We start from the raw sequence: 22,876 nt of genomic DNA, 5'->3' as shown, positions 1-22,876 counted from the left end.
TTTATTCCACCAAACCACTGAAAAACCGGGATAGCCCCTGTGTATTAACTGCCGCTGACCGGTTCGGCATCGAGAGCCTCAAGAATATCCGCCCCCAGAGGCACAACCCGGTCCGCCTCGATTCCCTCGGGCTTGCCGACCACGACTATGCGCAAGGCATCAGGGGTCAGCAGATCACCGACCACCCGCATGATGTCATCACGGGTCACCGCTTCGATCTCGGCAGATCGCCGGTCGATATAGTCGATACCGAGATCACTTTCCCGAATTGCTAGTACAACATCGGCAATATCCGAAGTCGTGGTCATGGACAAAGCAAAGGAACCGATCAGGTAACCCTTGGCCCGCTCGATTTCATCATCGGTCGGGCCTTCCTCGGCAAAACGCTGCCATTCGGCCTTCACGACCTCAATAAATTCAGCTGCAGTCTCGTTCTTGGTGGAACCGCCGCTCAGCAGCACATCAAATGATTGTGCCGGACGCAGTACCGAATAGACGCCATAAGTCAGGCCACGCTTGACCCGTGCCTCGACCATCAACCGGCTCTGGAATCCACCGCCACCGAGAATGTAATTGGCGATCGATGCGGCAAACCAGTCAGGATCCTTGCGATCCACGCCCTTCTGACCGATGGAAACAATGCTCTGGGGCAGATCCTGCTCGATCAGAACCAGCCGCCCCTGATCCGGCACCGTCCCGACAGCAGGCACTGCACCGATACTGGTGGCAGGCAGACCGCCGAATATGTCATCGAGCGCGGGGGCCAGTTCCTCGGGCGTAATATCGCCAACCACGGCCACCAGCAGCGTGTCACGGGCAAGGCGATCATGCATGAAGCCACGCAAATCATCCGCCGTCATGGCCCGGACAGATTGAACCGTTCCCTGTCCGTTATGGGCATAGGGATGGTCGCCATACATCATGCGGTTCAGAAACTGCCGTGCGATCCAGCTGCCCTGTTTCTGGTCTTCCTCAATGCTGGCGACGAACTGATCCTGCAACCGCGCCAAGGGCTGCTCATCAAACCGTGGCTCGTTGAGGGCCAGCTTCAGCAGGTTGAATGCTTCATCCTTGCGTGGGCTGAGCGTGGTCAAGGAGCCATAGAAATTGTCGCTATAAGCGCTGAAATCCATCGAGATCGAGCGATCATTCAACTGCCGCTGAAAGCTCTGTTCATTAAGCTCGCCCGCCCCCTTGGTCAGCATACTGCTGAGCAGGGCGGAAAGACCGGGCCGGTTTGCCGGGTCAAAGGACGACCCGGCATCGAAATCAAAGCGCATGGAGACAATCGGCACGGAGCTGTCCTGCACCAGCCATGCCTCGATCCCACCGGGCGATACCACCTTCTGAATATCGGTCGCGGCCCGGGCATCCGGGACCAGCGCAACAAGGATCAGCGCACTGAAAACTGCGGTTCTGACAAATCTGATCACTGGCTCAACTCCGCTTCCTGTGCGTTTTCCGCCTTGGGTGGCATGAGGATGCCGGTCACCACTTCCTCCTCGTCGAAGACATCACGTGCGACCGCATTGACCATCTCCGTGGTCACCGCCGCAATCCGTTGCGGCCATGCCTCGACATCTTCCAGCGTGTAATCCTCCATCAGCGACCGACCAAAGATATTGGCCGGACCACTGACGCTGTCGCGGGCATAAATAGCCTGCGCCAACAGCCGTTCCTTGGCTGCAGCCACCTCGTCATCGGTCACGCCACCATCAAGCAGACGCTTGATCTCCGCATCCAGAGCGGTGCTCAGATCATCCACGCTTTTGCCCTCGACCGGGTCGCCATAGAGCGAAATTTCGCTGGCGCTGATCCGGCCACTGCCCTGCGCCATGCCAACGGAATTGGCAATCCGTTCCTTGACCACCAGCGCCTCATACAACCGGCTGGTGCTGCCTGAACTCATGATGTTGGTAAGCACGCTGAGGGCATAGGCTTCCGGCTCGGTGCGCAGGGTATTCTCAGGCGCCAGAAAACTGCGGACATAGCTTGGCCGGTCAACCTGTGGATCGCGCAGGGTGATTTCACCGGTTGCCTTGATCGGATGCGGCATCGGTCGGATGCGCTCCGGGATATCCTCACTCGGTTTGACCGGGCCGTAATACTTCTCGGCCAAGGGGCGCAGCTCATCCAGCGTGATGTCGCCCGAGACGATCAGCACGGCGTTATTCGGCGCATACCAGCGGCGGTAGAAATTCTCCACATCGCTCTGGCCCAGATTATCAATATCCTCGGACCAGCCGATGATCGGCACCGCATAGGGGCTGCCGGCATAAAGCAGGGCATCCATAGCCTCACCCAGACGGCGATAGGGACGGCTTTCAATCACCTGTCGCCGCTCCTCTGCGATGACACTGCGCTCGGATGTTACAATATCAGGCGACAGCGTGAGACCGGTCATACGATCAGCCTCAAGCTCCATCATCAGTGGCAAATGTTCCTTGGCGACGGTTTGGTAAAAAGCCGTGTACTCGAACGAGGTAAAAGCATTCTCCTGCCCGCCCAGGCTGGAGATAATCTGGGAAAACTCGCCCGGCTCGATCTTGTCCGTGCCCTTGAACATCAGGTGTTCGAGAAAATGGGCAAGGCCGGAGCGACCGCGCGGATCATCGGCGGAACCTACCTTGTACCAGACCATATGGGTCACCACCGGTGCCCGGTCATTGGTGATCACCACTACCTGCAGGCCATTATCGAGGGTAAAGGTCTCCGGCTCGAAAATGCTGTCCGGCACATTGTCCAGCAAGCTCCCGGCAAGGGCTGCGGTATGGGCATCGGCGGCAAGGCCGGGCGTCGACAGGGCGGGCACAGTGCCAACGGTCGCAAGCGCAAGGCTGACACAGAGAACAGGACGAAGAGAGAGAAGTCGCATGGGAATGGGCGGTCCACTGACTGGATTGGCCATATGGCCAGCTATAGGGCGAGAGAATAGTAGCACTGATCTGGTTGCCGGATAATCGCATTTCCAGTGGTTATCCCGGATGCGGCCATTTTACGCGCGAGTTGCACAGGTAATGGCACCGGAAAATAGCTGGCCAACCACGTACCCGGAGGGGTATGCCTGCGCCCATGAATATGAGCAGCAAAACAGCCGGATCACCATGATCGAGACATCAACGCAATTTCTGGGCTTTATGGCCGGGTTCGCCATTTTCGGCACCGGGATTGCCCTGCTTGCCCATCGCAAGCTGAAGGCAATCGGCCGCGTGATCGACCTGACCGATCCGCGCCAGTCGCAGGGCGTGGAATACTGGCGGCGTATTCGTGGCGGCGGGATTTTCCTGCTCGTGCTGTGCAGCGCCCTGCTCTATGCCGGCATCAATGCGCGGCTGCCCGATGACCTCGGTGCGATACCGGATGATCTCAGACAGCCATCAGGATCAGAAGTCGAACAGACCCTCGAGTAGCGCACGGCTCTTGCGTTCGATCTGCGGGGTTTCGCCGGTGGTGGCAGGACGGCCAAAAGCCTCATTTTCCTGCAGACGACGACGCTCGGCATCGGCATCGACAACCGTGCCCGGCTCATCCTTCTTGCGCCAGAAGATGATGTTGTCAGCAAAGCTCTCGCTGGCAGAGACCAACTCGGTTGATTCCGCATTCACAATCTGGCGGATATTCGGCTCGGCCTGACTGGCACCGGCGTTTTCCAGCAGCCCAAGCTCACCGCGTGAGGTGCGCTCGACCGTGCCGCGTGGCGATGCGGTGGCAATCACGCCGGATACATTGGCCTCGGTCAAACCACGGCCATCGCGCGGCGGGAACTGACGGGTTTCGGTTTCCAGCGGCTGATCGGAGATAGAGGCGGTCTGCTCACCCCGGAACAGGGCACCGGCGGCGGCATCGGTCATGGTGCCTTCCTGCGGGCGGGTAGTGCCGGGTTGCGGTGGCCGCAGATTGATATCCGGCGGCAGCGACAATGGTGCGCGTGAGACGACATTGAACTCGTCAGGCGCTGTCCGTGACAGACCCAGCTGCTTCTGCACCCCGCTGCATCCGGCGATTACTCCGGTGGCGGCGAGCAGCACGACAAACCTGTATGCGCCCAGTTTACGACCCGTTTTCCCCGACATCATGATGTCTGCTCCGTATTTCCCGTATCGTTTTTGACCGGGGCTCTTGTGTCCCCTGATTGCATAAAACTGCGCCATAAGAGAATCATAACACCGACGACAATACAACTGTCAGCAATGTTGAAGGCTGGCCAGGCATAGTCCCCGATATAAAAATGGAAGAAATCGGCAACAGCACCGAAGCGTACCCGGTCGATTATGTTGCCGAGCGCGCCGCCGATCACCGCACCGATGGCAAAAACCGACCACCGATCCGCCGTGCCACGCAACCAGTTGAGCAGCACCGCAACAATCAATACAGCCAGTCCACTGAGAACATAGGGCTGCCAGTCGCCATCGGTATTGCCGAGGCCGAAACTGACACCACGGTTCCAGACCATGACCAGCTTGAAGAACGGTGCCACATCAATCGGCGGGTACCAGTCCTGCCGCGTAATCTGCCCCTCGAAACCATAGAGCACACGCAGAAACCACCATTTGCAAAGTTGATCCGCCGCCATCATGGCGAGCGCCATCAACCCGGCATCGCGCCACCGGCTGCGTGGCAGCGCGACAGTTCCCGTGTTTTCCGGTGTCTCCGACAAGGTTCTTCCTACTCCGCAGCGGTTCGCATATTGGCGACGGCATCGGCACAGCGGTTACAAACCTTGCCGTTCTCGATCGGCGCCACTTCCGGCAGGATCTGCCAGCAGCGGTCACATTTCTCGCCATCAGCCTTGGCCGGCTTCACACCGACGCCAGCCACTTCCGCCTCGGTAAAGGCATCCTGTGGCACGTCACCGGCAACCAGCTCCACAGCAGAGGTAATCGCGACCTCGGCGAAATCAATGCCCTTAACCGTCTCGGCGATATCAGCAGACAGATAAACCACCGGTTTGGCCTCGAGGGATGAGCCGATGCGGTTTTCCGCCCGTTCGATCTCGAGAGCGCCGGTGATGACTGAGCGCACCTGACGCACAGCCGCCCAGCGTGCCGCCAGCGCCTCATCGCGCCAGTCAGCAGGAATATCCGGGAAGGTCTGCAGATGCACACTGCCCGCTTCCTTGCCATGGCGGGTAAGCCAGGCTTCCTCGGCGGTAAAGCACAGTACCGGTGCCAGCCATGTGGTCAGGCAGTTGAACACCTTGTCCAGCACGGTGCGGGCAGCACGACGGCGCAGGCTGTCGGGCTTGTCGCAATAGATCGCATCCTTGCGAATGTCGAAATAGAATGCCGACAGGTCCTTGGCACAGAAATCATGCAGTTCACGGAACATGCGCTGATAGTCATATTTCTCGAGGCTGTTACGCACCAGCGCATCCATCTGGGTCAGACGATGCAGCACCCAGCGCTCAAGCTCGGGCATCTCATCGGCAGCAACCGCCTCGCCCGGCTCGAACCCGGCAAGACTGCCGAGGGTCCAGCGCAAGGTATTGCGCAGACGGCGATAGAGATCAGCCTGCCCCTTCATGATCTGCTTACCGATGCGGATATCCTCGTGATAATCCGACGCGATCACCCAGAGGCGGAGAATATCGGCACCATATTCCTTCATGATGTCCTGTGGTGCCGTCGTATTGCCGAGCGACTTGGACATCTTGCGGCCCTGCTCATCGAGCACGAAGCCGTGGGTCAGCACCGCATCATAGGGCGCGCGGCCACGGGTACCACAGCTCTCGAGCAGCGATGAATGGAACCAGCCACGATGCTGATCCGAGCCTTCGAGATAGAGATCAGCAGGCCATTTCAGATCGTCACGCGCCTCAAGTACAAAGGCATGGGTCGACCCACTCTCGAACCAGACCTCGACGATATCCTTGATCTGCTCATAATCATCGGCCTTGTACTCATTGCCGAGGAAGTCCTGCGGATCACGCGCGAACCATGCGTCAGAGCCTTCCGCACGGAAGATCGCCTCGATCCGGTCCATGACCGCATCATCGGTCAGTACTTCCCCGGTAGATTTGGACACGAACAGGGCAATCGGCACACCCCAGGCACGCTGGCGGCTGATGCACCAGTCGGGACGGCTCTCAACCATTGAGTAAATGCGGTTCTCCGCCGTACCCGGCACCCATTTGGTATCGCGGATCGCATCCAGCGCCCGTTTGCGCAGATTGTTCGTCTCCATGGAGATGAACCATTGCGGCGTGGTGCGGAAAATCAGCGGTGCCTTGGAGCGCCATGAATGCGGATAGGAGTGCTTCAGACGGCCTTGCGTCAACAACCCGCCAGCCTCGATCAGCTTGGCGATTACGGCCTTGTTGGCGGTACCGGACTTGCCCTTGTGGTCGAGCACGGTCTCACCGGCAAACAGGCCGACACGGTCATAATAGCGACCATCCTCGGCAACGGTTTCCGGCACCTCGATACCGTGTTCCTTACCGAGCAGGAAGTCATCCTCACCATGACCGGGGGCGCAATGAACGATACCGGTACCGGCCTCGGTGGTGACAAAATCACCGGGCAGCATCGGCACGTCGAAGCCGTAATAATCATCAAGCGCATGGAGCGGATGGCGGCAGACAGTGCCTGCCAGTTCCGCGCCCTTGAACCGGGCGAGTTCGTTGGTCGCGGCGATACGGGCCTGCTTGCAGACCGCATCGAGCAGTTCGGCTGCAACCACCAGACGCTCGCCGGGACGGGCATGGCTGCCCTCTTCCAGTTCCGTTACCTCAACCAGCACGTAATCAAACTCGGCACCATAGGCGAGCGCACGGTTGCCGGGGATGGTCCACGGGGTCGTGGTCCAGATCAGCACCGCCGCATCCTCGATCGCCGGAACAGATGTTTTGGCAACCGGGAAGCGGACCCAGATCATCTGGCTCTGATGCTCGTGATACTCGACCTCGGCATCGGCCAGCGCGGTTTTCTCGACCACCGACCAGAGCACCGGCTTGACGCCCTTATACAGGCCGCCATTGCGCACGAACTTGAAGATTTCGGCAACGATGGTCGCCTCGGCATCGAGGGTCATCGTCTTGTAGGGCTGTTCCCAGTCGCCGATAACGCCAAGGCGCTTGAATTCCTCAGCCTGAATATCGACCCATTTCTGGGCGAAGTCGCGGCATTCCTGACGCAACTCGAGGATTGGCACATCATCCTTGTTCTGGCCCTTGGCGCGGTACTGTTCCTCGATCTTCCATTCGATCGGCAGACCGTGACAGTCCCAGCCGGGGACATAGACGGCATCCTTGCCGAGCATCTGCTGCGACCGGGTCACCACATCCTTCAGAACCTTGTTGACCGCATGGCCGATATGGATGTTGCCATTGGCATATGGCGGGCCGTCATGGAGAACAAATTTCTCCCGTCCCTTCGCGGTTTCGCGCTGCTGTTTATAGAGGTCAATCTCGTTCCACCACTGGAGGATTTCCGGCTCCTTCTTCGGCAGGCCGGCGCGCATCGGGAAATCGGTAGTGGGCAGGAATACGGTATCTTTAAGCTCGGTTGTCATATCGGTCGATCTTGTCGTCTCGAGTCAGTCGCGCGGTTCCACGTTCGGGCAGGCACAACGCCAAGCCCCCGCGCCGCGGTTCTAACGGATTTGATTGGCAATGTCTCGGTAAGAAACACGTCAGATGGCCGCAATACCGGCCATACACTCAGCACAAATGTCCCAGCCGCCGGGTCAGACGACTGGGTTGATAATTCGTATGGCGAATTGTGTGTGCTCACATGTCATGGGATCAGCATGAACCAAGCGCAGGTCAAAAACAAGCAGCGGCCCTGACACATAAGCGCGAAAAGTTTCATCCGCTACTTGATACACCATAAACGATTCCCCAGATAACCATAATAGCAATGGATATGGAGGGGGTCCTGACAGCGCGACGATGTCCTGATGATCGCACAGCGATGGTTGAGGTGGATCGGTTCGGTACGATCATTGACATATGCCCGACCTGCAGCGGTACCTGGTTTGATATTCATGAACTCGAGGCAATAACCGATCAGGCTGCCCGCAGAATTGCCAAACTGAAGATCGGGCAATGCGGTACTGAAATCACCGAAGAACGGTTGCGCAAAGTCTTTGCCCGCAATTTCGCCCTCCCGACCGAAACACCCCATCGACACTGTCCCTGTGAGGGCACCGGCATGGAGCTCCGCGAACGCAATGGTGTCACTGTCGACTGGTGCCCGATCTGTCGTGGCATCTGGTGCGACAAGGGCGAACTGGACGCCATCGTGCACAATACGGCCTGGCTGCTGGTCGGCACCGGGGCCTATCATGAAATCGATGCATTGCCCCTGCCGCTTGTCAGCGAAACCGCTCCGCCAGACCTACCGGACTGGATTGGCGACGGTCCTCGCGGACCGGCTGCCATCCGCGCGGTTCGCCAGAGTGTTCATGGTGTTCACCGCCTGCCGCCATTCGATTCCGAACGCACCTGGTCCTCACGCGATACCATGAGAGCAGGCAAGGATATCGCCTTCTCATGCGGGACGGCCCATCCAGTCGGGCTGGCAATCGGCATTGGCATCATGGCGATCGGGGCAATATGGACACTGCGCAACAACAGTGATCGGAAATACCAACTTTCAGACAGTCAGTTACTGGCAAAGGCAGTAGCATTGGACGCGAAAAGGCGACGATCTGAAGCTGGAGACAGGCAGGATGAGTGACCGGCTATGCCCTGTGGACGGGGCCAAACTTGCAGAAACCGAGCATTACACGGCGGTTGTCGATCAGTGCCCGCATTGCCGTGGCGTATGGTGCGACAAGGGTGAACTGGAAACCATGGTCGAGATGTCGGCCCGTGGCCTCGCCAAGCTGCGCCGGAACCAGCCGAACCGCACGCCCTTTACCATCCGTGATCCCAACATGCTGCGACCCGGCACCCATCGGAGTTGCCCGAATGACGGTGCCGGTCTCGATCACCGGGAACGACACGGGGTTGCCGTGGATTTTTGTCCCTTATGCTATGGCATCTGGCTCGACACCGATGAATTGCAGGCGATCATCAATCTGACTGCCGAATGCCTGATCCGGATGGGTCCGGATGTAGACCTCGATACGGTCGACCTGCCCCTGCCGCGCGAGCCGGAGCGGGCAACCAAGCCAACCGCCGAGCAACTGCACAAGCGTTTCTACCCATCCGACAAGCCTGCCGATGACCATGAGCTGACCAATATCTTTGGCAACGTCAGCGATTTGCTCGACATCTTCAATCGCTAGACAGATCAAACCCCAAGCAGACTGCGCGCTTTCAGGGCATCCTGTTCGATTTGCGCCTTCAGGGCATCGAAGTTGTCGAATTTCTGTTCCGGCCGGATGTAATCGACCAACTGCACCCGCAGAAAGCGGTCATAGAGTTCCGGCGCCACATCGAACAGATGCACCTCGAGCAATTCCTGAACGCCGTCAACGGTGGGACGCTTGCCGAAATTGGCGACACCCGACCACCATTCGGCTGGTTCGGCCGCATCGATCTTGTCCTCGGAAATCGCAGCCCGGACCGCATAAACGCCATAGGCCGGGCGCTGCAGATCCTCATCAAGGGTGATGTTGGCGGTCGGGAAGCTGATTGTCCGCCCCCGTTGCGCGCCCTGCTTGACCGTCCCGGCCAGCGTAACCGGTCGTCCCAGTATCTCGGCGGCATGGCCAACATCACCGGCCATCATCAGCGCTCTGATCCGTGAGGATGACAGTGCACCGGTTTCGTCACCGACCGCGTCAAGCGCAACGGTTTCGGCATCGGCAGATGCCAGCATGCGGGTCAGCAGGGCAATATCGCCCTTGCGCCCATGGCCGAACCGGAAATCCTGGCCCACCACGACATAATGCGGTTTCAGACCGTCGATCAGCGTGTTCTGGACAAAATCCTCCGCACTTTCCTCGGCCAGTTCGTTGTCAAATCGCAGGGCGAGCAGATGCTGCACACCCAGCCGTTGCAGCAGCCGAGCCTTCTCCCGGAAGGTGGTGAGACGGAAAGGTTCGAGATCAGGCGCAAAGAAAGCACGCGGATGCGGCTCGAAGGTCATAACCAGCAGCGGCAGATCATTGTCCGAGGCAAGCCGGGCAGCCGTTTCGATCAGGGTACGGTGGCCCAGATGAATCCCGTCGAAATTGCCGATCACGACAACACCACCAAGGGCGTCGGCGGCAAGGTCGCCAATGCTGCGATAGAGTTTCATCGGGTCAGTAGATACAGCTCGGGATCGGAAAAAGACGGCGAAGTTGTACGCGGATCATCCGCGAGACACCAGTGCCGAACCCGAATTAGCGAAAATAATTATCGGCTGTAGAACAGGCTGCGGATCTGCATCGCGACCTTGCTGAACACCGAGCCGGTATCCGGCGGGATGAAGGCATAGGTATCGAGCATCTGGCCGTCATAGGGCAGGCCGAATTGTTGCGCCACCACATTGGGGTCGATCACGATCGGACCCGGACCAACCCCCATTTCCTGTGCCAGACGCAGGTGCTCCTGCATGCTCGGATGAGCCTGGAAGAACCGCTCGTAACTCGGATTGATCGGATCGACGGCATTGACCATCTGGTTCAGACCGCTGCGCACACCGGCCGGGTCACCATTCATCATCGCCTGACTGATCGGTGGCGTTGCCTGTTGCTGGCCGCCGCTGACACCGGGTACCGCAGTGCTATAGACATTGTTTTGCGGCGCTGCCGGCGCCTGATAGCTGCTGGCGGCTGAGCCATAGGAAGCGTTGCTCGCCTCTGCACCACCAGAGTAACTGGCTGCCGCCGCCGCGCGGGCACCATCGAACACATGGGAGCCGTCATTCGGCGCTTCATTACCACCAATGCCGAACCCCTGTTGCGCCCAGCGGTCTTTCAGCTGTTTACCGGCAACCTTCATCAACTCGACCTGCGAGAGCAGTGCCTGGCTGTGCGGGCTGCAGGCATAGCTTTCGATTTCATTACCGGGGTCTGGAGTTGGCATGATCGATTGAGCATGGGCCTTGCCAGCAAAACCGAACAGCATGGCCGCCGCCGCAATCCCGGCAGCAAGCGCCAGCAACGACGTGCCGATGGCCAGATCGCGGGCGCGCGTATCTTCAGCGGCACGGGCGGCAGCATGGGCCGCAGCGCGATTATGGTACGGGTAGTTGCGATGTGTCACGACAGAAACCCCCTATTCAAACCTGATCCGGCCAATCCAGCGGGCACACCCTGCCCGCACATGATCATGCCTATAACTATGGTATCTCCCATCACCCTTGTCAGTAAATTAACACAAATTAACGGAGAATGAACGCGTGATTCTGTCGGAATCATTTGTTTACCTGTTGTCACTGCCCGCACAACGCACGGCAGGTGATTTATGCAAGAGGTTAAACAGAATGGTTGTTATCGACTTTTACACCCGCCGTTTGCTCGGTCCGAAAGAAATTTCCGATCGCGCCGCCTATCAACCGCAAGAGCTTGATTACGACTATCCGCTGGTTGATGACCGTGACGACATCGACGAGCATGCATTTGACCACAGAAACCTTAATGAAATGTATCCGCATGATGACGGGGATACAGGCTCGGCGAGCCATGATGTGACGGAGTATGCCCGCTGGATGGCGGCCAATCATATCCGCTACAGCAAGGACCAGACCAAAGCGCCGGAACAGCAGAATGGTGCCGCCAATCTCGATCGCTCGGCCATGCCCAATCGGGACCTGATCCGCTCGGCCCATGAACTGCGGGCAGCGGCACAGAGACTACGCGATCTCGCCGGTGAATTGCGCGCAACCCGGACCCGGCTGCAGGGACAGGAACACGGGCATATTGGCAAAAATCCGTAAACCATGCGGCAACAGAGAAAAGCGGCTGAACTTCCCGACCATTTCTGATTAAGTCATGCCTGATTTCAGCCTTGGTATCTTGCAGCCCTCAGGATCAGCCGCTTTTCCATGTCTCACCTCTCTGAAGCTGACGGCACCGCCGATAACCGTGAGCAACGCCAGCAGAATCTGGCGATTGCCGCACTGCTTCTCGGCGCTGTCGGCATCGCATTCGCGCCGATCCTGGTCCGGCTCAGCGATGTCGGGCCAACCGCCATTGCCTTCTGGCGCGTCGCCCTCGCCTGCCCGTTGCTGTTCGCCATGGTGGCATGGCGTGGCCACAGACAACGCAAGCGTCAGGAAGAAAACCGGGTCCAGCCTCAGCCTCTGGCAATCAGGGAAATCGGCGCACTGTGCTTTTGTGGGTTGATGTTCGCTGGTGATCTCGCGGTCTGGCACTACTCCATCGCCTTCACCACCGTCGCCAATGCGACTTTGCTGGCCAATCTGGCACCAATTTTCGTGGCACTTGCCGCCTGGCTGATTTATCGCGATCCACCGAACCGCACATTGCTGATCGGCATGGCGCTGGCCATGGCTGGCTGCGGCATCCTGATGTCGACCAGCCTGAAACTGGGACAGAGCCATGTCTTCGGTGACTTGCTCGGCATCATTACCGCCATGTTTTATGCCGCCTATCAGATCAGTGTCGGGCGGCTCGGGAAGCGCTACAGCGCTGTCATGATCATGGCGTGGTCATCACTGACCACCGCACCGGTGCTGCTGGTACTGGTTCTTGTTCTCGGCGAACCGTTTCTGCCGACAAGCGCAACGGGCTGGGCGGTGGCATTCGGCGTGGCGTTTATCAGCCAGTTTCTTGGGCAGACGCTTATCGCCTACGGCTTTGCCCATCTGAACGCGACATTCTCTTCTACCAGCCTGTTGATCCAGCCGGTAATGGCAGCGCTGCTGGCATGGGCCATCTTCGGGGAAGCCCTCGGGCCAATACATATTGCCGGGATCGCCGTGGTTCTGTCCGGTATCTATATTGCGAAGCGGGCAAGTCGCCGGATCATCAAACAGACCATCAAGCCCAAGGGTTAAGCCCTAATGCACTGCCTCGGAACCGGGTGCGGTTGAGGCATCGCTCGCAGGTGCGGCACTGCCCTTACCCGCCATGCTCGTTAGCTTCCGGGCAAATTTCCGGGGACCGGAGGCTGCCTTCTCCGCAGTCTCAAACACGGGTTTGAAGCGGCCAAGCGCCTTGCCCATGGTTAGGACATTGTCGATCCGCCGGTCGAGAAACTTCCAGCTCGCCTCGTGATCCTCGGAACTGTCATTCAGCCAGAACAGGGTGGTCGAGATAATGACACCCGACAGCAGGCCGCGCTTTGTATAGTGATTGTAGTCCTGCGCGGTATCCCCCGCCTTGATCCAGAACCGGTCCGCCGAACGCCAGACCGACTGCGGCACCTGTCCGCCATAGCGCGGACGCGGCAGCAGGGCAAAGGAGCGGCGCACCGCATCCTTGTGCGGGGCGAGCGCTTCCAGACGCGCCTTCACAGCGACGGTAATACGGTCACGGACCCGCATGGCGTCGAGGTCGAGCGTCTCCATATGGGCCAGCGCCTGACGATCGGCCCAGTCGGCCATTTGATCCAGCAACTGCGGGATACCGTTCGGACAGGCCGCCTCAATATCCGCCTGTCCGAGCTTGAGCATATCCCGGGCATGCTCAACCGCTTTCGGTGTCCAACCATCGAAGGGAACATTATCCAGAACCGCGAGCATGATCCTGTCGCGCAGGGCGTCCAGATCCTCAGCCTTCTTCTTCGTCATCATCCGCTCCTTCAGCCGCCATCAGTTCCTCGGAAAATCCGAAACTGAGCAAATCATCCATACGATCCAGATAGAGCACACCATCCAGATGGTCCACCTCATGCTGCAAAACCCGGGCATGGAAATCAAAAACTTCCTCATCAATTTCATTGCCATCGAGATCGTGGGCCTGCACCCGCATATGGCGATAACGCGGCACCAGACCCTGCATACCCGGAATGGACAGACAGCCCTCACGGCCACCCACCATTGCCTCATCCAGCGGCGTCAGTACCGGATTGACAAGCACGCGCGGCTCCATCGGCACGGTATTCTCACTGTCGCCGATCCGCGCTTCAGGGATTCGATAGACCAGCAGTCGGGCGGCAACCCCGACCTGCGGCGCGGCAAGGCCGACACCGGGGGCCGCCACCATGGTTTCAATCATATCGACGGCAAGTCGGCGGATTTCCGGGGTTATCGGCTGGGCAACTGGGTCGGCAATCCGACGCAGTGTCGGGTGTCCCATGCGGATGATCGGCAGGATGGCCATAGAGGAAAAGGTCCAGTCAGAGAGGCAAAAAACCTATATTTTCATAAATGATGGCTGAATATCAGAAAAACAGTTAAATTTACGGTCAGTCAGGACTTTACCTTACAAAACGGCTGGTGTATCAACGCCGCTGATTTGATGAATGGGCCGTTTTCGGTCATATTCATATGGGTAGATCGACACGTGACGGGCCTTGCACGGCAGATCGTCATGATATAGACCGCCCAAACTTGTCATTGTAACGGTTTTGAATTTTATGCCGCGGGGACGCGGTGCGGGCTACTGGTCCGCATGACCCCGCACCAACTGGAGGATTGAACCATCGTTAACGTTCAGGTTCGCGACAACAACGTCGACCAAGCTTTGCGCGCGCTGAAGAAAAAGCTGCAGCGTGAAGGTGTGTTTCGGGAAATGAAACTGCGTCGTAACTACGAAAAGCCTTCCGAGAAGAAGGCTCGTGAGAAAGCGGAGGCCGTTCGCCGCCACCGCAAACTCATGCGTAAGCGCATGGATCGCGAAGGCTATTAAGCCTTAAAATAAATTCAAATCGTTACGCGATGGCGCGGATCAGCAGGTCCGCGCCCTTTTGCGTTTGCAACTCGGTAGCCCGAGGCGATAGCCAATCAGACCATGCAAGCCGGATCAGACCGGCTGGGTCGCAATCGCCAGCCAGTGCCGCAGATCATCATTCAGATGCGGCGCGATCAGGTCATAAACCCGGGCATGATAGGCATCGATCCAGCCCTGCTCCTCCGGTGACAGCATCTCGGCCACGATCAGGTGGCGGTCATAAGGGGCCAGCGTCAGGGTTTCAAACCCGTACATTTCCCGCTCGTCACCGGGGCTGGGTGCCGGTTGGACCAGCACCAGATTTTCGATGCGGATGCCATATTCGCCGGTGCGGTAATAGCCGGGCTCATTGGACAGGATCACCCCCGGCTCAAGCGCATGGTCATTGCTGGCCTTGGAGATGCGTTGCGGCCCCTCATGGACATTGAGGAAGCAGCCGACGCCGTGTCCGGTGCCGTGATCGAAATCCAGCCCGCGTTGCCAGAGCGGCTGACGCGCCACCGCGTCGATCGCCGCTCCATTGGTGCCCTTGGGAAACCGGGCCATGGCCACCGCCAGATGCGCTTTCAGCACCAGCGTATAATGCACGCACATCTGCGGGCTCGGATGGCCGATGGCGGCGGTTCGGGTTATATCGGTAGTGCCGTCGGGATACTGACCGCCGCTGTCGATCAGGAACAGTGCATCCTCGGCAAGCGGAATATCCGTCGCCTCGGTCGCCCGGTAATGGACGATCGCGCCATGGGCACCCATCCCGGCGATGGCGTCAAAGCTGTCATCGGTATAGCCGTCAACATCGCGGCGGAAGTCGCGCAGCTTGGCCACCGCCGTCAACTCGGTAGCGCCCTCGCCGACCGCGGCGGTTTCGAGCCAGTGCAGAAAGCGGGTAATCGCCACTCCATCGCGCAGATGGGCATTGCGCATACCCTGCTGTTCGGTGGCGTTCTTTACCGATTTCGCAACCTCGACCGGATCGGTCTGGCGCTTCAATTCGGCCTTTGCCGCCTTCAGCACTTCAACGACCGCCTGCGGCGTTGAGCCGGGGGCGATTGATACCCGCCGCCCCTTCAGCTTTTTCGAGAAATCGGCGAGCCAGTCGGCAAGCGCGCCTTCCTCATGCAATTCCACGTGATTGCCCAGATGGCTGCGCACCGCACGGGTCAGCTTGCGCTGGTCACAGAACAGCGCCACATCGCCATCATCCTTGAGTACAGCAAAGGACAGGGGCAGCGGTGAATTCGGCACATCACAGCCACGGATATTGAGCAGCCAGGCAATGCCATCCGGCTGGCCAAGGAAATGAGCCGCGCAATTATCCTGCTGCAGTTTTTCCGCAAGACGTTGGCATTTGTCCCGGGCGGATTCACCGGCCAGATCAGCCTGATAGACACTGAACACGCCGAGCGGCTCAGCAGGCTGGCCGCCCTGCTCGGCCTGCCAGATGCGATCAACCGGATTCCCGTCCACCGGCTTGAGGTCGATGCCCCGTGCCTCCAGCGCTGTTTTCAGACGCCGAATAGCGGCATCGGTATGCAGCCACGGGTCATAGCCGACCACATCACCCTTGCCGAGCGTGGCCGTGACGAAATCACTGACGGTATTGCCGCCATATTCCGGGAAGGTGAAAACCTCGCCATTGGACTGGTCGCGCACCTGTAGCGTGTAGCGCCCGTCAACAATGACCGCCGCCGCCTTGGCGGTGACGACACAGATACCGGCAGATCCGGTAAACCCGGTCAGCCATGCCAGACGTTCATCACCCGGCGGCACCTGCTCGCCCTGAAACCGGTCTGAGCGCGGCACCAGAAAGGCATCGATCCGCGCTGCCTTCATATCCCGCCGCAGGGCCTTGATCCGATCCGCCTGTGTTCCCGCGTCGGGCGGTGCCGCAGTGGGAGACTGTGGCGGCAGTTGCGCCAGACCGGCCGCGAGATCATCAAGCAATGCCTCATCCACCGAGCCCAGCTTTTCCGCCAATGCCGCCAGATCATCACGGGGGCTTGCCTGCCCTGCCCGCCGGGCAACGCTGGACAGCCCGGCAAGCCAGTCCCGCAACGCTGCCCGGTCCATGTCACCGGCCTGATTGCCCAGCTTGTTGAGAAAGGTATCGATAGAAGAATTGGGCATAAAACGGGGGACTCCGCAGACAGAAGAGCCAAGAGAAGAAGACCCGTTATCTGTCGCATGGGGTGCAACATATGCACAAGTCCCCATATTTCGTTCGCACTCGCACAAAAATATATTGCAACGCAGTAAAGGTCATGTATGCTGACCTATATGCGCACATACAATGTGTACCAAAAACATAATCACGAAATGGGATCAGGAACGACCGGTGGCGCTAATCGCAACCACGTCGGCCGTGCCTAATCGGCCAAGTCGACAATGCTTGAAAGGCGCTTACCAATGTCACAATTCAATCAAGACGAAGATTTCGCACCTGTACCAGTTCACGAAGATCTCGAAGCCCTTATGGCTCGTGGTCGCCGGATGCGCTCTGAAGCGTTCATCACCGGCCTGAACGTCCTGTTCCATGCTCCGGGCAAAGCGCTCGATTCAGCCAAGCCAAAAGGCTTCGCCCACGGCGCGCGCAAAACCCACGCGTAATAGTCAGCCCGGGCGCCGGATAACCAGCGTTGTCCAGATACCCCGGGCGATCTTGCGCTGCAGGACCATACCCTGTCTCCGATAGGCGGCATTCACCCGTGCCGCCTGTCGGTTAAGTAAGCCTGCCAATACCAGATAGCCGCCCGGCGCCACCTGACGCGCCAGATCACGGGACATCCGCTCCAGTGGCCGCGCGAGGATATTGGCAAATACCAGATCATATGGCGATTGCCCGGCGATTAGACCCCCTGACGGCCCGTTCGACCAACCGGTGCTGATCCGGTGCTGCAAGCGATTCTGACGAATATTCTCCTTCGCGACCGCGACCGCCTGCCGGTCAATATCCGTCGCGACCGCCATCGGGCACCCGGCCCGCACCGCCGCCATGGCGAGCACCCCGGTTCCCGTACCGACATCAAGAACCTTTCTGAACCGTCGCCGCTTGAGCAGATCATCGAGCGCCAGCAGGCAACCGCTGGTCGAACCATGATCGCCGGTACCGAAGGCCGTTGCAGCATTGATCTCAAGCGGGAAGATAGAGGCTGGCAGTGGATCGGTCAGATGGCTGCCATAGATATAAAACCGACCGAGATGGATCGGCTTGAACCCCTCATAGACCCGCGCCACCCAGTCAATCGGGTTCAGATGCTCAAGCGTGACCTCGGGTGTGTCCATATTCAGCCCGGCAGCCACAATCGCGACAACCGTCTCAATGCCGCTCAGATCAGGCTTTTCAGCGGCGTAACCCTTGGCGGCCCACACATCCTCGCGGATTTCAAACTCCATCTGGGCATCGGTGAACTCGGCCAGAGCCAGGGCAAAGGCTTCTGCCGTCACATGATCTGTCTCAAGGTGGATCATCACCACCCAGCTTTCGCCCGGTTTGGTCATTGCTGATATTGCCTGATTGGTTCTGGCATCAAAGACGCCGAAGGATGCCGGACCATATACCGCCGATCCCGATCAGGCTATGGCCAAGGCCAAAAATGCAGCGGCCTATACATCACTCGCGGGTTTCAGGAAGCTGTCCATCAGCTTCTTCTCCCCTGAATGATCGAACTTGACCCTCACCTTGTCCTTGTCCGCACCGGTGACGGAGCCATAACCGAACTTGTCATGGAACACCCGGTCGCCGACCTGAAAGGCCGAGGACGGGCTGGAGCGTTTGGGCACGGAATAGGATGGCTTGCGTTCACGCGGCTGCAGTTTCCGCGCCTGGGTCATGGCATCGCGCAGGCGTTGGGCAGATGCGCTCGGCTGATTGCCGACATTGTTCCAGCTCGCCCGGCCACCATAGCCCTGCCCCCAGCCGCCAGAGCTGACACTGGCCGGTGCCTCGGCATCCACGTCGATACTCTCGTCCGGCAGTTCATCAACAAACCGCGACGGCAGTGAACTGGTCCATGACCCGTGAATCCGTCGGTTACCCGCATGGGTAATGATCGCCCGCTTGCGTGCCCGCGTGATGCCGACATAGGCAAGCCGTCGTTCCTCCTCGAGACCGGCAACACCGCTCTCATCCATCGCGCGCTGGTTCGGGAAAACGCCCTCCTCCCAGCCCGGCAGGAACACGGTATCGAACTCCAGCCCCTTGGCCCCATGCAGGGTCATCAGGGTAATCGCCTCACCATCGGCATTTTCCTGATTCTCCATGACCAGCGAGACGTGCTCAAGGAAACCAGTCAGGCTCTCGAATTCCTCGATTGCCGTCACCAGTTCCTTCAGGTTCTCGAGCCGACCCGGCGCTTCAGGGGATTTGTCCTCCATCCACATGGCCGTATAGCCACTCTCATCGAGGATCATCTTGGTCAGTGTCGCATGATCCTCGGTCTCGATCAGCGACCGCCAGCGGGCGAAGTCTTCGAGCAGACCGCGCAAGGTGGTCGCCGTCTTGCCCTTGACCGCACCATTCTCGATCATCCGCCATGACGCCTCGACCAGCGGCATATTCATGTCCCGCGCCGCCATCTGCAGGTTCTGCAGGGTCTTGGCACCGATCCCGCGCTTGGGCTTGTTGATAATACGCTCGAAGGCGAGGTCGTCAGCCGGTTGCGCCACCACGCGCAGATAGGCCAGCGCATCGCGAATTTCCTGCCGCTCATAGAACCGCGCCCCGCCGATCACCACATAGGGCACGCCGAGGGTGATAAAGCGTTCCTCGAACTCACGGGTCTGGAAACCAGCACGAACCAGCACCGCCATATCGGCAAGCGAATGCCCCTTGGTCTGCAGCGCCTCGACCTCGTCACCGACCCAGCGCGCCTCTTCCTCACCATCCCAGACCGAGCGCACCCGCACCTTCTCGCCGCCATCGGCACTGGTCCAGAGCGTCTTTCCCAGACGGCCCCGGTTATTGGCAATTACACCGGTGGCACAGGCGAGAATATGGCTGGTCGAGCGATAATTTTCTTCCAGCCGGATGATCGCGGCACCGGGGAAATCTTCCTCGAACCGCAGGATGTTGCCCACCTCGGCCCCGCGCCAGCCATAGATCGACTGATCATCATCGCCGACACAGCAGATATTCTTCGATGCCTGCGCCAGCAGACGCAGCCAGAGATATTGCGAGACGTTGGTATCCTGATACTCGTCGACCAGAATATACTTGAACTGGTGGTGATAGCTGGCCAGCACATCGGCATGGGCCGGGTCCTGAAAGATGGTCAGCATGTGCAGCATCAGATCGCCGAAATCACAGGCATTCAGGGTCTTCAGCCGGTCCTGATACAGCTTGTAGAGCAGGTTCAACCGGCCACCGGCGAGGTCACCGGCATCGGCTCGGCTGATCTTGTCCGGGGTCAGGCCACGATCCTTCCAGCGCTGGATCACGCTCATCAGCACCCGTGGCGGCCAGGCCTTGTTGTCGATACCCTCGGCTTCCATGATCTGCTTGAGCAACCGGATCTGGTCATCGGTATCGATGATGTTGAAATCGGATTTGAGACCGACCCGTTCCGCATGACGGCGCAGCATCCGTGCCGCGAGCGCATGGAAGGTGCCGAGCCACCAGCCCTCGACCGGCACACCAAGCAATCCGCCGACCCGCTCGCGCATCTCGCGCGCGGCTTTGTTGGTGAAGGTAACCGCAAGGATCTGGTGCGGTGCCGCCTTGCGGGTCGCCAGCAGATGCGCAAGGCGGGTGGTCAGCGCACGGGTCTTGCCGGTACCGGCACCGGCCAGCACCAGCACCGGACCATCGGTGGTCAGCACCGCTTCCCGCTGCGGGGCGTTGAGGCCATGCATATATGGCGGTTCATCCGCCGCCGGGTTTGCCATATCGGCTGAGTGATCGATCATCGCGTTTTCCATGATGCCTATGAATATAGCAGCGTGCCATGGATGGCCAACCAGCGAAAAAGATCAAAACGTGAACATTAGGCCTTTTTATGTGCATAAATGGCTCAGTTTACCGCCACACCGGTCCGCCTGCGCGCTGGTCCGAACAGGCAGGCAAACAACAGCACCAGACCACTGACCGTGGCGATCATGCCGGCCGCGCTGACGGCATAATCAATGCCGAACCACATGGGGCCATAGCCCGCGAGAACATAGCCGAGCACGGCAGAGACAGCAGCAAACAGCGCCGACCAGCAGAGCTGTATACCGAGCCGGTCGGCCATCAGCCGAGCCGCCGCCGGTGGGCAGATAATCATGGCAATCACGATGATCGAGCCAACGGCATCAAAGGCCGCCACCGCCGCAATCGCCACCACCAGCACCAGCGCCATACCGAGGATGCGCACCGGAATGCCGATGGTTGCAGCATAGCCGGGATCGAAAGTGGAAATGCCGAGTGGCCGCCACAGGACACCGATGAAGCCGAGTACCAGCACCAGCGCGCCAAGCACGCGCCAGACCTGCACCGGCATATCGGCCAGTGCCACCGGATCAAGCAAGGCAGCCCAGCTATCCCCGGCGAGCCAGATCAGGCTTTCCAGATTGCCATAGAGCGCGTGCTGGACATCGAGATGCACGCTTGAGGTGTCAGACTGCTCAAGCAACAGGACACCGGCGGCAAACATGGTGGTAAAGACAACGCCCATCGCCGCCCCCGGCTCAACCCGGCCCACCTGTCGCACCAGTTCGATCAGCAGCACGGCGACAATCGCCGCCACCGCCGCACCGATCATCATCGGTACCGCCGCCACCGCACCGGTGACCAGAAAGCCGAGTACGATGCCCGGCAACACCACATGGCTGATCGCATCGCCAATCAGGGCCTGACGACGCAGGAGCAGGAAGTTACCCGGCAAGGCACAGGCGAGGCTGGCGAGCATACCGATCAGCATCGGGGTCAGGCTGAGGGCGACAAACTCATTCATGACATCACCCCGGCGATGGCGGAGAGGTCGCGATCCAGCGCCTCGATTTCATCGACGGCCAGCACGGTCTCGATCGGGGTCAGCCCGTCATAGCGTCCGGCCAGCGCACCATCAGGATCACGGCGGCGGGCCAGCGCCCAGCGTGCCTCATCCTGTGCCACGGCACGGGCGGCGTTGCGCCCGGCAAGGGTCGGCACGCCATCGGCCTGCAGCAAGCCTTCACGACGCAACAGATTGCGGCTGACCGGCTCAAGGATCGGTTCGCCGCGCGACATGGCGAGCAGGCCCTGGCGCCGATGCACAACCTTCTGAAACCGGCGCCAGGCAAGCCAATGGGCCAGCACACCACGGGTCGGGGCCAGCAGCATCGACAGGGTGAACAGGGTTGTAGCGGTCAGGACGATCACGGCACCGGTCGGCAGGCTCTCGCCGCTGGCCGAAATCGCCGTGCCGATATAACAGGCCGCACCGCCCATCACGGCGGCAATGCCGATCATATGGTCAGCTCGGTTGGTCCAGAACCGGGCGGCGACCGGTGGAATGATCATCAGCGCCACGATCAGGATCAGGCCGACAATCTTCAAGCCGATCACGGTAACGGCCAGCGCCAGAAACATCATGATCCGGTCGGTCCGGTGGGTCGGCACACCTAAAGTTTCGGCATAACCGGCATCAAAGGCAACCAGCAGCATCCGACGCCAGAGAAAGGCGATGCAGAGGGCCAGAACCGCTCCGCTGACCAGTACGGTCAGGGCCTCGGCATAGAGCATGGCTGCCGCCCCGCCGAGTAAGAACCCTTCCAGCCCCGCCGGTTTGCCGATGCCCAGCGTCTGGATCACCGTCAACAGTACAATACCGAGACCAAAGGCAACGGACAGTACCGCACCGATGGCGGCATCCTCATGCAACCGGGTTCGCCGTACAATCCATTCGACGGTCAGCAGGCCGATACCGGCCGATGCCGCCGCACCGAGCAGCAGCCCCGGCAGGAACCGCCCGTCACCACCGGCCAGCGCCATGATGATAAAGGCAATACCGACACCGGGCAGGGTCGCATGACTGATCGCATCCGAGACCATGGCGCGCCGCCGCAGCAGAACAAAGCAACCGATGGCCCCGGCGGTAATGCCGAGCAGCGCCGCCCCCAGCGTCACCAGCGCCGAGTTATAACCGGCACCGAGCGTCAGGGCGCGCAGGAACAGTTCCATATCCAT

General features: G+C 59.6%; 21 protein-coding genes. 7 read left to right on the top strand and 14 right to left on the bottom strand.

All coding sequences use genetic code 11. The features are described 5' to 3' along the window. Window positions 1-44: 44 nt before the first annotated feature. Window positions 45-1,433 carry a hypothetical protein gene (locus CBB62_06245; GenBank protein OUT41905.1) on the bottom strand — a complete coding sequence of 463 codons (1,389 nt, stop codon included), beginning with the start codon at window positions 1,431-1,433 and terminating at the stop codon, window positions 45-47. After that, entirely contained in the window at window positions 1,430-2,908 is a 1,479-nt protein-coding gene (locus CBB62_06240) for a hypothetical protein (GenBank protein OUT41904.1), read from the bottom strand. Before CBB62_06240 ends, CBB62_06245 begins: the two co-directional genes overlap by 4 nt. Window positions 2,909-3,017: 109 nt before the next feature. On the opposite strand from CBB62_06240, the gene CBB62_06235 reads away from it, so the two are divergent. Continuing rightward, window positions 3,018-3,410 carry a hypothetical protein gene (locus tag CBB62_06235; protein OUT41903.1) on the top strand — a complete coding sequence of 131 codons (393 nt, stop codon included), beginning with the start codon at window positions 3,018-3,020 and terminating at the stop codon, window positions 3,408-3,410. On the opposite strand, the gene CBB62_06230 is transcribed toward CBB62_06235, so the two are convergent. From CBB62_06230 to CBB62_06220, 3 genes are all read right to left on the bottom strand, one after another. After that, window positions 3,384-4,073 (bottom strand): hypothetical protein, encoded by a 690-nt coding sequence (locus tag CBB62_06230; GenBank protein ID OUT42676.1) that lies wholly within the window; start codon window positions 4,071-4,073, stop codon window positions 3,384-3,386. The two genes, CBB62_06235 and CBB62_06230, sit on opposite strands and share 27 nt — an antisense overlap. After that, window positions 4,073-4,588, bottom strand: a complete 516-nt coding sequence (locus CBB62_06225; protein ID OUT41902.1) for a signal peptidase II — start codon at window positions 4,586-4,588, stop codon at window positions 4,073-4,075. The genes CBB62_06230 and CBB62_06225 overlap by 1 nt, the downstream gene beginning before the upstream one ends. Window positions 4,589-4,665: 77 nt before the next feature. After that, window positions 4,666-7,509, bottom strand: coding sequence for an isoleucine--tRNA ligase (locus CBB62_06220; GenBank protein OUT41901.1), 2,844 nt, complete (start codon window positions 7,507-7,509; stop codon window positions 4,666-4,668). Between the two features lie 347 nt (window positions 7,510-7,856). Between CBB62_06220 and CBB62_06215 the strand changes: the two genes are divergently transcribed. Together CBB62_06215 and CBB62_06210 are read left to right on the top strand one after the other, a co-directional pair. Then, window positions 7,857-8,678, top strand: coding sequence for a hypothetical protein (locus tag CBB62_06215; GenBank protein OUT41900.1), 822 nt, complete (start codon window positions 7,857-7,859; stop codon window positions 8,676-8,678). After that, on the top strand, window positions 8,671-9,231 hold the full coding sequence (locus CBB62_06210; GenBank protein ID OUT41899.1) for a hypothetical protein: 561 nt from the start codon (window positions 8,671-8,673) through the stop codon (window positions 9,229-9,231). Before CBB62_06215 ends, CBB62_06210 begins: the two co-directional genes overlap by 8 nt. A 5-nt stretch (window positions 9,232-9,236) precedes the next feature. Here CBB62_06210 and CBB62_06205 read toward each other — a convergent pair whose 3' ends face one another. Both CBB62_06205 and CBB62_06200 read right to left on the bottom strand, forming a co-directional pair. Next, complete coding sequence (locus CBB62_06205; protein OUT41898.1) at window positions 9,237-10,190, bottom strand: riboflavin biosynthesis protein RibF; 954 nt, start codon at window positions 10,188-10,190, stop codon at window positions 9,237-9,239. Window positions 10,191-10,288: 98 nt separating this feature from the next. After that, entirely contained in the window at window positions 10,289-11,140 is an 852-nt protein-coding gene (locus tag CBB62_06200; GenBank protein OUT41897.1) for a hypothetical protein, read from the bottom strand. A 220-nt stretch (window positions 11,141-11,360) separates the two neighbouring features. On the opposite strand from CBB62_06200, the gene CBB62_06195 reads away from it, so the two are divergent. Further along, window positions 11,361-11,813: a hypothetical protein gene (locus CBB62_06195; GenBank protein ID OUT41896.1), complete on the top strand. Its 453-nt coding sequence runs from the start codon at window positions 11,361-11,363 to the stop codon at window positions 11,811-11,813. A gap of 108 nt (window positions 11,814-11,921) precedes the next feature. After that, entirely contained in the window at window positions 11,922-12,896 is a 975-nt protein-coding gene (locus CBB62_06190; protein ID OUT41895.1) for a hypothetical protein, read from the top strand. A gap of 3 nt (window positions 12,897-12,899) precedes the next feature. Here CBB62_06190 and CBB62_06185 read toward each other — a convergent pair whose 3' ends face one another. Together CBB62_06185 and CBB62_06180 are read right to left on the bottom strand one after the other, a co-directional pair. Continuing rightward, window positions 12,900-13,634, bottom strand: coding sequence for a hypothetical protein (locus CBB62_06185; protein OUT41894.1), 735 nt, complete (start codon window positions 13,632-13,634; stop codon window positions 12,900-12,902). Next, window positions 13,612-14,163 (bottom strand): peptide deformylase, encoded by a 552-nt coding sequence (locus tag CBB62_06180; protein OUT41893.1) that lies wholly within the window; start codon window positions 14,161-14,163, stop codon window positions 13,612-13,614. The genes CBB62_06185 and CBB62_06180 overlap by 23 nt, the downstream gene beginning before the upstream one ends. Before the next feature lie 321 nt (window positions 14,164-14,484). On the opposite strand from CBB62_06180, the gene CBB62_06175 reads away from it, so the two are divergent. Beyond that, entirely contained in the window at window positions 14,485-14,691 is a 207-nt protein-coding gene (locus CBB62_06175; GenBank protein OUT41892.1) for a 30S ribosomal protein S21, read from the top strand. A 114-nt stretch (window positions 14,692-14,805) separates the two neighbouring features. On the opposite strand, the gene CBB62_06170 is transcribed toward CBB62_06175, so the two are convergent. After that, a complete protein-coding gene (locus CBB62_06170; protein OUT42675.1) occupies window positions 14,806-16,803 on the bottom strand; it encodes a hypothetical protein in 1,998 nt (665 codons plus the stop codon). Between the two features lie 336 nt (window positions 16,804-17,139). On the opposite strand from CBB62_06170, the gene CBB62_06165 reads away from it, so the two are divergent. Next, entirely contained in the window at window positions 17,140-17,340 is a 201-nt protein-coding gene (locus tag CBB62_06165; protein OUT41891.1) for a hypothetical protein, read from the top strand. Window positions 17,341-17,343: 3 nt separating this feature from the next. Here the strand turns inward: CBB62_06165 and CBB62_06160 are convergent, their stop codons facing one another. The 4 genes from CBB62_06160 to CBB62_06145 all read right to left on the bottom strand — a co-directional run bounded on the left by CBB62_06160 (window position 17,344) and on the right by CBB62_06145 (window position 22,870). Continuing rightward, window positions 17,344-18,231 carry a hypothetical protein gene (locus CBB62_06160; GenBank protein ID OUT41890.1) on the bottom strand — a complete coding sequence of 296 codons (888 nt, stop codon included), beginning with the start codon at window positions 18,229-18,231 and terminating at the stop codon, window positions 17,344-17,346. A 105-nt stretch (window positions 18,232-18,336) separates the two neighbouring features. After that, window positions 18,337-20,637, bottom strand: a complete 2,301-nt coding sequence (locus CBB62_06155) for a DNA helicase II (GenBank protein OUT41889.1) — start codon at window positions 20,635-20,637, stop codon at window positions 18,337-18,339. A 104-nt stretch (window positions 20,638-20,741) separates the two neighbouring features. Next, window positions 20,742-21,662 (bottom strand): zinc ABC transporter permease, encoded by a 921-nt coding sequence (locus CBB62_06150; protein OUT41888.1) that lies wholly within the window; start codon window positions 21,660-21,662, stop codon window positions 20,742-20,744. Continuing rightward, window positions 21,659-22,870, bottom strand: coding sequence for a zinc ABC transporter permease (locus CBB62_06145; GenBank protein OUT42674.1), 1,212 nt, complete (start codon window positions 22,868-22,870; stop codon window positions 21,659-21,661). Before CBB62_06145 ends, CBB62_06150 begins: the two co-directional genes overlap by 4 nt. Window positions 22,871-22,876 lie beyond the last annotated feature (6 nt).

The organism is Micavibrio sp. TMED2 (assembly GCA_002168225.1).
In the GTDB taxonomy this organism is placed as follows: domain Bacteria; phylum Pseudomonadota; class Alphaproteobacteria; order TMED2; family TMED2; genus TMED2.
The sequence above is the reverse complement of the archived record's forward strand: the minus strand, read 5'-3'. Positions and strand labels throughout refer to the sequence as shown.

Bases quoted from the DNA above. Each gene is read 5' to 3' on its own strand.
- CBB62_06240 (OUT41904.1), bottom strand. From the start codon at position 2,908: ATGGCCAATCCAGTCAGTGGACCGCCCATTCCCATGCGACTTCTCTCT.
- CBB62_06235 (OUT41903.1), top strand. From the start codon at position 3,018: ATGGCACCGGAAAATAGCTGGCCAACCACGTACCCGGAGGGGTATGCC.
- CBB62_06230 (OUT42676.1), bottom strand. From the start codon at position 4,073: ATGTCGGGGAAAACGGGTCGTAAACTGGGCGCATACAGGTTTGTCGTG.
- CBB62_06225 (OUT41902.1), bottom strand. From the start codon at position 4,588: ATGGCGCTCGCCATGATGGCGGCGGATCAACTTTGCAAATGGTGGTTT.
- CBB62_06220 (OUT41901.1), bottom strand. From the start codon at position 7,509: ATGACAACCGAGCTTAAAGATACCGTATTCCTGCCCACTACCGATTTC.
- CBB62_06215 (OUT41900.1), top strand. From the start codon at position 7,857: ATGGATATGGAGGGGGTCCTGACAGCGCGACGATGTCCTGATGATCGC.
- CBB62_06210 (OUT41899.1), top strand. From the start codon at position 8,671: ATGAGTGACCGGCTATGCCCTGTGGACGGGGCCAAACTTGCAGAAACC.
- CBB62_06205 (OUT41898.1), bottom strand. From the start codon at position 10,190: ATGAAACTCTATCGCAGCATTGGCGACCTTGCCGCCGACGCCCTTGGT.
- CBB62_06195 (OUT41896.1), top strand. From the start codon at position 11,361: ATGGTTGTTATCGACTTTTACACCCGCCGTTTGCTCGGTCCGAAAGAA.
- CBB62_06190 (OUT41895.1), top strand. From the start codon at position 11,922: ATGTCTCACCTCTCTGAAGCTGACGGCACCGCCGATAACCGTGAGCAA.
- CBB62_06185 (OUT41894.1), bottom strand. From the start codon at position 13,634: ATGATGACGAAGAAGAAGGCTGAGGATCTGGACGCCCTGCGCGACAGG.
- CBB62_06180 (OUT41893.1), bottom strand. From the start codon at position 14,163: ATGGCCATCCTGCCGATCATCCGCATGGGACACCCGACACTGCGTCGG.
- CBB62_06170 (OUT42675.1), bottom strand. From the start codon at position 16,803: ATGGACCGGGCAGCGTTGCGGGACTGGCTTGCCGGGCTGTCCAGCGTT.
- CBB62_06165 (OUT41891.1), top strand. From the start codon at position 17,140: ATGTCACAATTCAATCAAGACGAAGATTTCGCACCTGTACCAGTTCAC.
- CBB62_06160 (OUT41890.1), bottom strand. From the start codon at position 18,231: ATGACCAAACCGGGCGAAAGCTGGGTGGTGATGATCCACCTTGAGACA.
- CBB62_06155 (OUT41889.1), bottom strand. From the start codon at position 20,637: ATGATCGATCACTCAGCCGATATGGCAAACCCGGCGGCGGATGAACCG.
- CBB62_06150 (OUT41888.1), bottom strand. From the start codon at position 21,662: ATGAATGAGTTTGTCGCCCTCAGCCTGACCCCGATGCTGATCGGTATG.
- CBB62_06145 (OUT42674.1), bottom strand. From the start codon at position 22,870: ATGGAACTGTTCCTGCGCGCCCTGACGCTCGGTGCCGGTTATAACTCG.